12 protein-coding genes are annotated in these 12,482 nt (G+C 61.8%); 9 read left to right on the top strand and 3 right to left on the bottom strand.

Going from position 1 to position 12,482, the window contains the following annotated elements:
- Window positions 1-366 precede the first annotated feature (366 nt).
- Window positions 367-1,383: a substrate-binding domain-containing protein gene (locus tag V6M52_RS08450; protein ID WP_332700692.1), complete on the bottom strand. Its 1,017-nt coding sequence runs from the start codon at window positions 1,381-1,383 to the stop codon at window positions 367-369.
- 496 nt (window positions 1,384-1,879) lie between these two features.
- Between V6M52_RS08450 and V6M52_RS08445 the strand changes: the two genes are divergently transcribed.
- The 6 genes from V6M52_RS08445 (at window position 1,880) to V6M52_RS08420 (ending at window position 8,276) form a co-directional block, all read left to right on the top strand.
- Entirely contained in the window at window positions 1,880-3,148 is a 1,269-nt protein-coding gene (locus tag V6M52_RS08445; protein ID WP_332693800.1) for an ABC transporter substrate-binding protein, read from the top strand.
- A gap of 91 nt (window positions 3,149-3,239) precedes the next feature.
- Window positions 3,240-4,220 (top strand): carbohydrate ABC transporter permease, encoded by a 981-nt coding sequence (locus tag V6M52_RS08440; protein ID WP_332693797.1) that lies wholly within the window; start codon window positions 3,240-3,242, stop codon window positions 4,218-4,220.
- Window positions 4,220-5,065, top strand: coding sequence for a carbohydrate ABC transporter permease (locus tag V6M52_RS08435; protein WP_332693794.1), 846 nt, complete (start codon window positions 4,220-4,222; stop codon window positions 5,063-5,065). The genes V6M52_RS08440 and V6M52_RS08435 overlap by 1 nt, the downstream gene beginning before the upstream one ends.
- An 11-nt stretch (window positions 5,066-5,076) precedes the next feature.
- A complete protein-coding gene (locus V6M52_RS08430; RefSeq protein ID WP_332693791.1) occupies window positions 5,077-6,084 on the top strand; it encodes an ABC transporter ATP-binding protein in 1,008 nt (335 codons plus the stop codon).
- A 185-nt stretch (window positions 6,085-6,269) separates the two neighbouring features.
- Window positions 6,270-7,052 carry a ThuA domain-containing protein gene (locus tag V6M52_RS08425; RefSeq protein ID WP_332693788.1) on the top strand — a complete coding sequence of 261 codons (783 nt, stop codon included), beginning with the start codon at window positions 6,270-6,272 and terminating at the stop codon, window positions 7,050-7,052.
- Between the two features lie 180 nt (window positions 7,053-7,232).
- Window positions 7,233-8,276, top strand: coding sequence for a Gfo/Idh/MocA family protein (locus V6M52_RS08420; RefSeq protein WP_332693785.1), 1,044 nt, complete (start codon window positions 7,233-7,235; stop codon window positions 8,274-8,276).
- A 67-nt stretch (window positions 8,277-8,343) separates the two neighbouring features.
- Here V6M52_RS08420 and V6M52_RS08415 read toward each other — a convergent pair whose 3' ends face one another.
- Window positions 8,344-8,838, bottom strand: coding sequence for a hypothetical protein (locus tag V6M52_RS08415; protein ID WP_332700691.1), 495 nt, complete (start codon window positions 8,836-8,838; stop codon window positions 8,344-8,346).
- Between the two features lie 180 nt (window positions 8,839-9,018).
- On the opposite strand from V6M52_RS08415, the gene V6M52_RS08410 reads away from it, so the two are divergent.
- The gene (locus tag V6M52_RS08410) at window positions 9,019-9,270 is read left to right on the top strand and encodes a GlsB/YeaQ/YmgE family stress response membrane protein (RefSeq protein ID WP_332693779.1); all 252 of its coding nucleotides are present in this window, start codon (window positions 9,019-9,021) and stop codon (window positions 9,268-9,270) included.
- Window positions 9,271-9,366: 96 nt separating this feature from the next.
- Here the strand turns inward: V6M52_RS08410 and V6M52_RS08405 are convergent, their stop codons facing one another.
- Window positions 9,367-10,965: a bifunctional metallophosphatase/5'-nucleotidase gene (locus tag V6M52_RS08405; protein ID WP_332700690.1), complete on the bottom strand. Its 1,599-nt coding sequence runs from the start codon at window positions 10,963-10,965 to the stop codon at window positions 9,367-9,369.
- Window positions 10,966-11,374: 409 nt separating this feature from the next.
- Between V6M52_RS08405 and V6M52_RS08400 the strand changes: the two genes are divergently transcribed.
- Window positions 11,375-11,830, top strand: a complete 456-nt coding sequence (locus V6M52_RS08400; protein WP_332700689.1) for a GtrA family protein — start codon at window positions 11,375-11,377, stop codon at window positions 11,828-11,830.
- A complete protein-coding gene (locus V6M52_RS08395) occupies window positions 11,827-12,477 on the top strand; it encodes a class I SAM-dependent methyltransferase (protein WP_332700688.1) in 651 nt (216 codons plus the stop codon). Before V6M52_RS08400 ends, V6M52_RS08395 begins: the two co-directional genes overlap by 4 nt.
- Window positions 12,478-12,482 lie beyond the last annotated feature (5 nt).

Raw genomic sequence — 12,482 nt, 5'->3', positions numbered from 1 at the left:
CTGGGCGAAGGTAGGGGCAGAGACGGCGAGCACAGCAAGCATCGAAACCGATGCGCCGAGTGTTTTCTTGATGGACATGTTCAGTCTCCCTGAAGTCGTTCGACAGCGCCCAATGGAAGCGCTCCGGCGAACAGGGAAAGGCAAGTAGAGGGGCGATATGACAGTGCGATGACGACCGCGTGGCGGCGTGTGACGGCCGCTTGGGAGGGCTCCAAGCCCCACCTCAGGCCATCAGATCCTGCATTCACCCATCTGCTCGATCCCCGTTCACAATTGTGACAGTGCCCGTTTGTGACAGTTTCGTCCAGATGGTCAAAAATTAGGGTATGGGGCACCCTGCAGTGTGCTCAGGAGCAGCGCACGCGGCTATTGTGGTGGCGGTCTGGAGCTTTCGCGCAGGACCAGTTCCACGGGCCAGAGCTCGTGCACGTCTTCCACCGGTTTGCCCGCGAGGATCTGCAGGATCAGTTCGGCTACCCGGCTGCCGGCCTGGCGGATGGAGGAACGGGTGGTGGACATGGTGGGGTACATGTTGTCCGCGTTGAGATAGGGGAAGACGTCGTCGTGGGCGATCATCGAGACGTCCTTGCCGAGGACGAGGCCGGCCTGTCGGATGGCGCGGAATACGCCCAGCGCCGTCATCATCGAGCCGGCCAGGAAGGCGGTGGGCCGGGGCCTGAGTTCGAGCATGGCCTGGGCCATGCGGAACGCTACTTCGTCGGTGAAGACCGAATTGCCCATCAGCGCCGAATCGAAGGCGACGCCGCGCGCCGAGAGGGCGGCGAGGTAACCGATCTCGCGGTGTTCGGCAAAGGTGCGGTCCTTGAGGCCATTGAGCAGGGCGATGCGGCGATGGCCCAGATCGAGCAGGTGACCGGTGGCGCGTTCAACGGCGCTGGTGTTGTCGATATCGAGCCAGGCGACGGGCTGGCCGATATTGGTGCGGCCATGCATGACGAAGGGGATGTTGAGGTCCAGCAGGAGTTCGGCTCGCGCGTCCTTGAGCGTGGGTGAATGGAGCACGATGGCGTCCACCTTCTGGCTGGCCGCAAGCCGCCGATAGGCCGCCATCTCGTCCTGGAAATTATCCACGGTGATCAGGAGAATATCGATCTCCTCGGTGCTCATGCGCCCGCTCATACCGGCCATGAACTCGCTCATATGCGGACCTAGTTCATCAGCGCCGCGCAGCACGAGACCAATGGCGCCGGCGCGACCGGTTGCGAGGCGGAGGGCGCTGGCATTGGGGCGGTAGCCGAGACGTGCAGCAGTCTCGGCCACGCGCAGGCGCGTCGCCTCGTTGACTTCGGGATAGCCATTGAGCGCGCGACTGACCGTGGTTTGCGACAGGCCCAGATGCTCGGCCAGATCTTTCAATCTCATTGCTGCAAAACTGGCCCCAGGCACGGCATGACCAATGCTTGTGGGCGGCGCATCCAACGGGCGCGCGCCCGGTCTGCCTTGCCTTTAGGGCACACAGGCCGCCTTGAACAGCGGTTCCTGCTTCCTCCTCCGGCGATCATTCAAAGCGATTTCAAATTTTGATGCAATACCCGAAATCGGTATCAATTTTCTGAGGTGCGTACCTCACAGAAAATGGCAGCCAAGTTTACCGTTTCTTGCGTTTGTGGATTTCAAGTATATGAAATATATGACGTATTTTGATCGTCTGGTGAAATTCGTAAAAATTACGTCCGGGCACAGCTTGACAGAAATTCGCGGCTCTGGTTCTTTTTGACCCAAAGCGCTTTGGAAATGTAAGCGGAACAGCCGCTGAAACGAGCGCTTTTGCGGGGAGGAGAGTTTGTTCAAGGCCGGCGCCCAGCGCAGGCCGAACAGGTGCGCCCCTCGATAGTTGCTTCATTCGGGAGGATATCTAATGAAAATCAACAAGCTGCTCGTTGGACTTTTGACGAGCGTGACGCTGGTCGTGGGTTCGGCACAGGCTGCGGAACTGTCGATCGTTTCGGGTGACACGGGCAATGGTCTGGCATTCCTGCGCAGCCAGCTCGACAAGTTCGAAGCCGATACGGGCCACACGGTCACGGTTGTGCCGATGCCATCCTCGACGTCCGACCAGTTCGGCCAGTACCGCCTGTGGCTTGCCGCCGGCAATACCGACATCGACGTGTACCAGACCGACGTGATCTGGGCGCCCCAGCTGGCCGATCAGTTCCTCGACCTGACCGAGGCTGCCGCCAGTGTCGCGGCCGACCACTTCCCCTCGATCATCGAGTCGCAGACGGTTGATGGCAAACTCGTTGCCCTGCCGGCCTTTACCGATGCCCCGGCACTCTACTACCGCAAGGATCTGCTGGAGAAGTACGGCAAGCCCGTGCCGACCACCTGGGCCGAGATGGAAGCGACCGCCAAGGAAATCATGGATGCCGAGCGCGCTGCCGGTAACCCTGAAATGTGGGGCTTCGTGTTCCAGGGCAACGCCTATGAAGGCCTGACCTGCGACGCTCTCGAATGGGTCATGTCCAATGGTGGTGGCCAGATCGTGGAAGCCGACGGCACCATCTCGATCAACAATGAGCAGGCTGCGGCCGCTATCGACCGCGCTGCCAGCTGGATCGGGACGATCTCGCCGGAAGGCAATCTGGCCTATCAGGAAGAAGAAAGCCGCGGCGTGTGGCAGCTCGGCAATGCCGTGTTCCACCGCAACTGGCCTTATGCATATTCGCTCGGCAATAGCGACGACTCGGCCGTGAAGGGTCTGTTCGACGTGGCTCCGCTCCCCGCCGGTGACGGCGAAGGCGCGCGCTCGGCGGCAACGCTTGGCGGGTGGAATGTCGCCGTGTCCAAGTATTCGCCCGATCCGGAAGCCGCCATCGAACTGGCGCTCTTCCTGAGCTCGACCGAAGTGCAGAAGGAACGCGCGATCAACCAGTCCAACCTGCCCACCATCGTCTCACTCTATGACGATGCGGATGTCGCGGCTGCCCAGCCGATCATCCCGAGCTGGAAGGACATCTTCCTCAATGCCGTGCCGCGTCCGTCGGCGCCGACCAAGGTGAAGTACAACGAGGTTTCCTCGATGTTCTGGAGCGCCGTGCACGACACCCTTTCGGGTAACGGCACCGCTGCGGAGAACCTTGAACTGCTCGAGGCCGACCTGACCGATCTCAAGGGCGACGCCTGGTAAGTCCTCCCAGGGCCTAAGCGAGGCGGACGGCTGGGCTTTCCCAGCCGCCCGCTTTGCGCAATGATGGTTAAAAAATGGTGAGGAGGCCGCAATGACGACCGAAACGCTGGCGCCGCCGATCACGGTGACTGCCCCGAAGATCAAGTCGGAACTGATGCAGCAGCGCGTGCGCGCAGCGCGATGGTTCCTGTTGCCGATGCTTGTGGCACTCGCCGTGGTGGCCGGCTGGCCGCTCCTCCGCTCAATCTATTTCTCGTTCACCGACGCGTCGCTCAACGACCTTTACGGGGCCGAGTGGGTCGGCTTCGGCAATTATCTGCGCTGGACCACGCTCGATAGCGGCGTGACGCGCTATCGCGGATTGCTGGTGGATCCGGCCTGGTGGAATGCGGTGTGGAACACCCTGCGTTTCGCGGCCACGTCGGTGTTTTTCGAAGCCATACTGGGCATGATCGTGGCGCTTGTGCTCAACGCAGAATTCAGGGGCCGCGGCATTGTCCGCGCCGCTATCCTCATTCCGTGGGCCATCCCCACTATCGTCTCGGCCAAGATGTGGAGCTGGATGCTGAACGACCAGTTCGGCATCATCAACGATCTCGGGCTGCGGCTGGGGCTGCTGAGCCAGAAGGTGGCCTGGACGGCCACAGCAGAGACTGCCATGACGGCGGTGCTGATCGTCGATATCTGGAAGACCACGCCGTTCATGGCGCTGCTGATCCTTGCCGGACTGCAGATGGTGCCCAAGGACATCTACGAGGCTGCCGATCTCGATGGCGTCCACCCGGTCAAGCAGTTCTTCCGTATCACGCTGCCTTTGGTGCGGCCCGCGCTCATGGTGGCCATCATCTTCCGGCTGCTCGACGCCCTGCGTATTTTCGATCTGATCTATGTCCTGACGCCCAATAGCACGGCCACCAAGACCATGAGCGTGCTGGCGCGGGAAAATCTCTTTGACTTCGACAAGTTCGCTTATGGATCAGCAATGTCGACCCTGCTTTTCCTGATCATTGCGGTGATGACCATCCTTTATATCTGGCTGGGCAAAGTCCGGTTCGACGGGGGAGACCGCTGATGGGCGCGACAATCGATCTCTGGAAGATCACCAAGACGGTACTGTTCTATGCGCTGGTGACATTCATTGTCGTGGTGTCGGTATTCCCGTTCTACTACGCGATCCTCACCAGCTTCAAATCGGGCACGGACATCTTCCGCATCACCTATTGGCCGGTTTCGTTCAGCTTCGAAAACTATTCGGCGGTGTTCAATCAGGGCAGCTTCCCGCGCAACCTGCTGAACTCTGTCTTCGTGGCCACGGTGACGGTACTGCTGGCGCTGTTCCTGGCCGTCACCGCTGCCTTTGCGCTCAGCCGCGTGCGGTTCCGCGGGCGCGGGCTCCTGCTGATGGTCATCCTTGGCGTCTCCATGTTTCCGCAGATCGCGGTGCTGGCGGGCCTGTTCGAGGTGATCCGAGCGCTGGGCATCTACAATACGCCCTGGGCACTGATCTTCTCGTACACGATCTTTACCCTGCCGTTCACCGTCTGGGTGCTGACCACCTTCATGCGCGACCTGCCGGTCGAGATCGAGGAAGCCGCCATCGTCGATGGTGCGTCTCCCTGGATCATCATCACTCGCGTATTCATGCCGCTGATGTGGCCGGCGCTGGTGACGACGGGGCTGCTGGCCTTTATCGGGGCGTGGAACGAGTTCCTGTTCGCGCTGACCTTCACCTCATCGAACGACACGCGCACCGTGCCGGTGGCCATTGCGCTGCTGTCGGGCGGTTCGCAGTATGAAATTCCGTGGGGCATCATCATGGCGGCATCGGTGATCGTGACCGTGCCGCTGGTATTCCTGGTGCTGGTGTTCCAGCGCAAGATCGTCAGCGGCCTCACCGCCGGCGGCGTCAAAGGTTGAGGAGAATAGAAATGGCAAGCATCGAGCTTCGCAACATTCGCAAGGCCTTCGGCGCCGTCGAAGTGATCAAGGGCGTGGACCTCGAAGTCCGCAAGGGCGAGTTCATGGTGTTCGTGGGCCCCTCGGGCTGCGGCAAGTCCACCCTGCTACGGCTGATTTCCGGCCTCGAGGACATCACCTCGGGCGAGATGCTGTTCGACGGCAAGATCGTGAACGCGCTGGCACCATCCAAGCGGGGCATTGCCATGGTGTTCCAGTCCTATGCGCTTTATCCGCATATGACGGTTTATGAGAACATGGCGTTCGGTCTGACCCTCGAAAAGGGACATTCCAAGGACGAGATCCAGCAGCGCGTCGAGAAGGCCGCCGACATGCTGCAGATACGGCAGTATCTCGATCGCCTGCCCAAGCAGCTTTCGGGCGGCCAGCGCCAGCGCGTTGCCATCGGCCGCGCCATAACCCGCGACCCCAAGGTGTTCCTGTTCGACGAGCCGCTATCGAACCTTGATGCGGCTTTGCGCGTGGCGACCCGCATCGAGATCGCCAAGCTGCATGAGAGCATGGACAACGTCACCATGGTCTATGTGACGCATGACCAAGTCGAGGCCATGACGCTGGCCGACCGCATCTGCGTGCTGCGCGACGGGTTGATCGAGCAGGTTGGGACGCCAATGGAGCTCTACGAGACGCCCAATTCGGTGTTCGTGGCGGGCTTCATCGGATCGCCCAAGATGAATTTTATCGGCGGCGAGCGGGCGCAGAAGTTTGGTGCCCATACGCTGGGCATCCGCGGCGAGCACATCACCATCACGCCGGACAAGGGGCTGTGGAATGGGACGGTGATCCACACCGAAAATCTGGGCGCCGACTCTTATGTCTATCTGGAGATGGGCACCGAAGAGCCGGTGGTGGTGCGCCTCGACGGCGCCAACAATTACAAGAGCGGCGACGTGGTCCACATTTCGCCGATGGACGACAAGGTCCACCGCTTCGACGCGGCCGGCAAGCCTATCCGCTAAAGTGATGGGCAGGGCCATGGCCCTGCCGCAATGCATCCCTACCCACCGTGCCGCGCGACGCGGCGGCGGGTAGAAAAAGACGCGCCGGCAGCCAGCCGGGGCCCAGTTAATGCGATAGCCGTGGCGGACGGGCCTCCCTCCTGTGACTGCGCGGCAAATCCACCACGTATTCAAGGAGACTACCAATGCCGATCCGTACCCTGGTGTGGGGCGAAAACGTTCACGAGCAGAAGAACAAGATCGTCGCCGACAATTACCCCACCGGCATGCACAACCAGATCGCCAAGCTGCTGTCCGCCGACAGCAACATCGTGACCAGGACGACGACGCTGCAGGAGCCAGAGCATGGCTGCACGGTCGAGGCACTGGCCGAGACCGATGTGCTGGTGTGGTGGGGCCATGCCGCGCATGGCCAGGTTGAGGACGAGATTGTCGAGCGCATCGCCAAGCGGGTTTGGGAAGGCATGGGCCTGATCGTGCTGCATTCGGGGCATTTTTCCAAGATTTTCAAGCGCCTGATGGGCTCGCCCTGCGCGCTGCATTGGCGCGAGGCGGGCGAGCGCGAGCGGCTCTGGGTGACCAATCCGGGCCACCCGATCGCCAAGGGCCTGCCGGCCTATTTCGAGCTCGAAATGGAAGAGATGTATGGCGAGCCCTTCAGCGTGCCCGAGCCGCTGGAGACGGTGTTTGTCAGCTGGTTCCAGGGTGGCGAAGTGTTCCGGAGCGGCCTGACCTATCGCCGTGGTGCGGGCAATATCTTCTACTTCCGCCCGGGCCATGAGACCTATCCGACCTATCACGACGACACGGTGGGGCTGGTGCTGCGCAATGCGGTCAACTGGGCCTATAACGCCAACCAGCACCCCGAACTGCTCGACGCGCCGAATACGCCGGTGGACGAGTCGATCGAGCCGCTGGTGGAGCGCGGTCCCAAGCTGCATCACGGCCGCGAAGAGGGATTCCGCTAGGATACGCCGGGCGGGCGCGCCGATCTGAAGCCGCCCACCCGCCGCGTCATTCCCGCGAAGGCGGGAACCTCAGTTTCGCGGTGCCTTCAGGAAAACAGGGGTTCCCGCCTTCGCGGGAATGACCCGGTGGAATGTCGATGAATCAGCGGTCACTGCGGTGACCCACAAGGAATATGAAATATGCGGCTGCTCATTCTGGGTACCGGTGGCATGGCCAATCAGCATGCCAAGCATTTTGCGGCGATCGAGGGGGTGACCCTGGCCGGTGGCGTGGACGTCGATCCGGCACGCGTCGAAGCATTCTGCACGACGCATAGTATCGAACGCGGGTTTGGCTCGCTGGACGCGGCCCTGGCCTGGGGCGAGTTCGACGCGGTGGCCAATGTCACGCCCGACAGCGTGCACCATCCGACGACCATGGCGGCGCTCAAGGCGGGCAAGCATGTGTTCTGCGAAAAGCCGCTGGCGACCGACCATACCAAGGCCATGGAAATGACCGAGGAGGCCGAGCGGCTGGGCCTGATCAACATGGTCAACCTGACCTATCGCAATGTCAGCCAGCTGCAGAAGGCACGCGAGATCGTGCAATCGGGCGCAGTCGGCAAGGTCAAGCATTTCGAGGCGAGCTACCTGCAGAGCTGGCTGGTCAGCAAGGCCTGGGGCGACTGGCGGACGGAGTCGCAGTGGTTGTGGCGCCTCTCCAAGAAACACGGCTCCAACGGCGTCTTGGGCGATATCGGCGTGCATATTCTCGATTTTGCCGCCTATGGCGCGGGCAGCGACTTCTCCAAGGTGTTCTGCCGGCTGGAGACGTTCGAGAAGGCGGAGAACAACCGCATCGGCGAATACGATCTCGACGCCAATGACAGCTTTGCCATGACGGCGCAGCTGGAGAATGGCGCGCTGGGCGTGATCCATGCGACGCGCTGGGCCACGGGTCATTTCAATGAGCTGCGGCTGCGCGTCTATGGCGAATTGGGCTCGGTGGAAGTGCAGCATCGCCATGACTGGTCCAAGCTGTTCACCTGCCTGGGTGATGATGCCGAGACCGGGACGTGGACGGAAGTCGTGACCGAGCCGGTGCCGACCAACTATATGCGCTTCGCTGAGGCGGTGTGGTCCGGCAAGAATGACGAGCCGAGCTTCCGCCACGCCACCAATATCCAGAAGGTGCTGGATCTGGCGACGGCGACAGACCGCGACCGGATGGAACACCGGGTCTAGTTCGACTGGCGATTGATATGAAAAACCCCGGCCTTGCGGCCGGGGTTCTTGTTCATGCGATCAGAGATCAGGCGCGATCATCGACATAGACGATGACGGAGCTATCGGCATTGCCCTTGACCGCGACAACGTCGCTGGCGACATAGCCTTCGGCTTCAAGCTTGGCCTTGATCGCGGCATTGCCTTCCACATTGGCGTGTAGCGTGGTCATGGCGTCCGCATTGGCCGACAACGCAGCATCGAGCGCGGCGGCCTCGGTAGCGGCATTGCCCTGCAGCGAGGACAGCAGCACGATGGTGACGTTCGCCTCGTCGGTAACGGCCGACAGGTCGACATCGGCCGAGCCGGAGATGGACGACATCACGGAACCGAAGGTGTTGTCGGACATGCCGGCATTGGCCTTGGCGCTGGCATCAGCGCCCGCCGCGGCATCCACGGCCGGTGTATCAACGGTCACGCCCGCACCGGCATCAACGCCGACGCCCGCGTCCTGGGCCAGCACGGGAAGCGCGCTGGTCGAGAGCAAAGCAGCAAGGGTGGTAGCAATGATGATCTTTTTCATTTTCTAGACTCCTCAGTGGGATTGTGCCCCCCACTTGAACAGCCACCCAACGACTCGAAACCGGGTGAGTTGCATCACAATCGGAACTTATTGGCCCGTCGGAGAGCGAAACCGGCTGCGCTTGCAACCGGGAGCCGGCGTTACGACTTAATGTGCGAAGCAACAGTATGGAGCGTCGTCATGGGTATTATCTGGGCCATCATCATCGGCTTTTTTGCAGGCCTCATCGCCAAGTGGGTTACCCCCGGGGACCACAAGCCGAGTGGCTTCATCCTCACTACGGTGCTGGGTGTCATCGGCTCGGTGCTGGCGACCTGGCTGGGCCAGGCGATTGGGCTGTATGGGCCTGGGGATGGTGCCGGATTCATCGCTTCGATTGTCGGTGCGGTGATCATTCTGCTGGCTTGGGGGCAGATTGCGAGACGGGCTTAGCCGATCGTCCCCACTTTCAGGAAAGCGATCGCGGGAGGGTGAGCACGAAATAGAAGGGCGCCCGGTGGGCGCCCTTCGTTTTGTGGACAGGCCAGGTCATTCGACCTTGGTGATGCGGCCGTCGATGACTGGCGTGTAGGGCTCGTTGTTCGAGAGATACTCGGCGAGCACCTCTTCCAGGCCCGGGCCGTAGTCATAGGCGTCCTGGGCATTGGTCGAGAACAAGGCATAGCCATCGCCGCCGTTGCGCATGAAGTTGTTGGTGGCAACGCCATACATTTTGGCGGGGTCGATCGGCACCCAGGCGTCGCCTTCGCGCACTTCGACCGCGCTGACGCGACCCTCATTGGGGGCGATAGCGGGATTGACGGTGAAGCGCAGGCCGGAAACCTGCGGGAAGCGGCCAGCGCCTTCCTCGATGGCGCTGACACCCGATTCGAGCGAGGCGACAATATCGGCCCCGGACAAGCGCATGGTCGCAAGGGTATTCTGGAAGGGTAGCACCGTGAGCACATCGCCCATGGTGGCGGTTCCAGCACCGATCGAGGCACGCAGGCCGCCGCCATTGGTTATGGCGATGGTGATGTCCTGGCCATCGAGCCGCGCAAGCATGGCGTCGGTGACCGCATTGCCCATCTGACATTCCCCGGCGCGGCAGGTCTCGCGGCTGCCATCGATGTCGGCGGCTACCTCGGCGACTGGGGTGGTCTTCATGCGCTCGATAGGCTCGGCCAGTTCGGCGATGCGGGCCTCGATCGCCGCGTCCGGTATGATGCTGGCATCAAGCAGCACCGTGTCGCCCGATGCCGTGACGACATAACCGTCCGCGTCGAATTCGAGCTCCAAGTCGCCGAGGTATTTCGAGTAGGCAAACGCCTGCACAATCGGCACGGCCCGCCCCGCCGGGTTCTCGACAAGAGTCGCGTAGGCCGGGGCGCCTTCGACGGTGTTGGATAACAGGGTATGGCTGTGACCGCCGATAATGGCGGAGATGCCTTCGACGGCGGCGGCGATTTCCTGGTCGCGCGAGAAGCCGACATGGGACAGCAGCAGCACCTTGTTGACCCCGTCGGCGCGCAGGCGCGCGGCCGCCTCGGTCAGGTATTCGATCTCGTCCTGGAACGTCACATTCGGGCCGGGCGAGGAAAGGATACCGGTCTCGGCGGTCAGCACCGAGAGAATGCCGATCTTCTCGCCGCCCACCTCGAGGACCGCCAGTTCTTCGAGCTGGCCGGCGAGCTTTTCACTGTCCGCCACCTTGGTATTGCCGGAGATAACCGGGAACTGCGCCAGTTCGATGAATTCGGCAAGGGTGTCTGGGCCATTGTCGAACTCGTGATTGCCCAGAGCCATGGCATCAAAGCCGATGGTATTCATGAACTCGACTTCGGCCTTGCCTTTGTAGGTGATGTAGAACAGCGAGCCTTGAGCCTGATCGCCCGCGTCCAGGGTGAGGACATTGGCGCCGGCGGACGCCAGTTCGGCGCGACGCTCGCGCAGCTTGGTCGCCAGACGGCCGAAGCCGCCGAAGCATTCGCCAGCCGCCTCAGCATCGACCGCGCAGGTCGAGTCGAACGCGCTGATCGACTCGACGCGCGAATGCATGTCGTTGATGTGCAGGACATTGAGGGTAAAGTTGCCGGTCGCGGCACGGGCCGTAGACATGGAGAACACACCGGCGCCGGCTACCGCCATGCTGGCGCCCGCAACTTGTATGAAACGCCGGCGGCTTATCGTTCCGGCGGTGGTGAGAAGGTTCGAGCGCTTTGTTCCGAACATGTATGTCCCCTTTTTGAGTCAGGCCCTACCTGAATATGTGCGACGGGCACGCCCCGCTTTTTTCCCAACGAGCTTCCGTTCGTTCCCGCCACAGTGAAACATGAGTTAACCAGTCTTTTGTGACAGTGAAAAGTGGACCTTTTGGTCAATTTTCATCCGTTGTCATACGGCCGACATGGGCGCCATGCGGTCATAAGGGTTCAACAAACATCAACCATCGCGCAAAACAGCGTATAGCGGGGACGCAGAATAAACCGGCGGGAAAGGCTGGGGGTCCAATGTGGCCTTGGCAAACCCGCCTGCGACGACAAGGACGACACGGCCCATGAGTGCCTCGCTGGAAAGCCTGATGCGCGACGTACCCCGCTCGCGCGCGCCGCAATGGGGCGGGCTTATCGTCTTCGTCGCCATTGGCGGGGCGGGGGCGGCGGCATTCGTCGTGCTGTCCACGCTCATAATCTGGCTCGACACCGGCATTGCCGACTGGGTTGTCAACACGACGTGCTACGCAGCGCTAATCGTGCCGGTTTATCTGTTGCACCGGCTTTATTCGTTCCGGTCCGACGCGTCCCATTGGCAGGCATTGCCGCGCTACCTGGTGGTGCAGGGCATGGCGCTGCTGCTGGCGGCGCTGTTTTCCTATGTCATCCATGGCGTCACGGCGCTGCCGACAGTGGTCGCTTCGATGCTGGTGATTACGCTGACTTCGGGCGTAAATTTCATGGTGTTGCGCGGCTGGGCCTTTGCCCGGGCGCAATGGGGCGTCGCGGTACCCGCATGATCGCAAATTCTGCCAAGGGCCTGCTCAATCGCGTGCACGATTCGGTCGTCTTCGGGCGGCGGGTGAAGGTGCTGTCCCGAGCATTGGCAGCCGCCATCCCGACCAGAGGAACGGTGCTTGATCTCGGCTGTGGCGACGGCCAGGTGGCCGTTGGCCTGATGGCGTTGCGGCCCGATCTTGCCGTGCAAGGCGTGGACGTGTTGCTGCGACCGGTAACGCATATCCCGGTGACGCTCTATGACGGAGCGAGCCTGCCTTTTGCCGATGACAGTTTCGACTATGTGACCATTGTCGACGTGCTCCATCACACCGACGACCCCGCGGCGGTGCTGGTGGAGGCGAGCCGCGTCGCCCGGCGTGGCGTGGTGATCAAGGACCATTTACGGGAAGGGCTGCTGGCCGGCCCGACGCTGCGATTGATGGATTGGGTGGGCAATCGTGGACACGATGTACGGCTGCCCTATAACTATCTCGACAGAAGCCAATGGGCCGCCGCGTTCGACCGGGCCGGGCTGGTTCGGGCGAACTGGGCGGACACGCTCGGGCTCTATGGCGCGCCGCTGAACTGGCTGTTTGAGCGCAAGCTGCATTTCGTGGCATTGTTGCAACCTGCCGAGCGGGGTTCCCTTAGCCCGCCAGTCGGGTAATCTCC

This window comes from Devosia sp., assembly GCF_036676215.1.
GTDB lineage: Bacteria > Pseudomonadota > Alphaproteobacteria > Rhizobiales > Devosiaceae > Devosia.
Note: the sequence above shows the minus strand (reverse complement) of the source record. Positions and strands in the feature narration are given on the sequence as shown.

What these genes read in the sequence shown, in the direction of transcription:
- V6M52_RS08395 (WP_332700688.1), top strand. Translation starts at nt 11,827, where the DNA reads ATGATCGCAAATTCTGCCAAGGGCCTGCTCAATCGCGTGCACGATTCG.
- V6M52_RS08425 (WP_332693788.1), top strand. Translation starts at nt 6,270, where the DNA reads ATGCCGATCCGTACCCTGGTGTGGGGCGAAAACGTTCACGAGCAGAAG.
- V6M52_RS08410 (WP_332693779.1), top strand. Translation starts at nt 9,019, where the DNA reads ATGGGTATTATCTGGGCCATCATCATCGGCTTTTTTGCAGGCCTCATC.
- V6M52_RS08435 (WP_332693794.1), top strand. Translation starts at nt 4,220, where the DNA reads ATGGGCGCGACAATCGATCTCTGGAAGATCACCAAGACGGTACTGTTC.
- V6M52_RS08450 (WP_332700692.1), bottom strand. Translation starts at nt 1,383, where the DNA reads ATGAGATTGAAAGATCTGGCCGAGCATCTGGGCCTGTCGCAAACCACG.
- V6M52_RS08440 (WP_332693797.1), top strand. Translation starts at nt 3,240, where the DNA reads ATGACGACCGAAACGCTGGCGCCGCCGATCACGGTGACTGCCCCGAAG.
- V6M52_RS08445 (WP_332693800.1), top strand. Translation starts at nt 1,880, where the DNA reads ATGAAAATCAACAAGCTGCTCGTTGGACTTTTGACGAGCGTGACGCTG.
- V6M52_RS08405 (WP_332700690.1), bottom strand. Translation starts at nt 10,965, where the DNA reads ATGGCGGTAGCCGGCGCCGGTGTGTTCTCCATGTCTACGGCCCGTGCC.
- V6M52_RS08400 (WP_332700689.1), top strand. Translation starts at nt 11,375, where the DNA reads ATGAGTGCCTCGCTGGAAAGCCTGATGCGCGACGTACCCCGCTCGCGC.
- V6M52_RS08430 (WP_332693791.1), top strand. Translation starts at nt 5,077, where the DNA reads ATGGCAAGCATCGAGCTTCGCAACATTCGCAAGGCCTTCGGCGCCGTC.
- V6M52_RS08415 (WP_332700691.1), bottom strand. Translation starts at nt 8,838, where the DNA reads ATGAAAAAGATCATCATTGCTACCACCCTTGCTGCTTTGCTCTCGACC.
- V6M52_RS08420 (WP_332693785.1), top strand. Translation starts at nt 7,233, where the DNA reads ATGCGGCTGCTCATTCTGGGTACCGGTGGCATGGCCAATCAGCATGCC.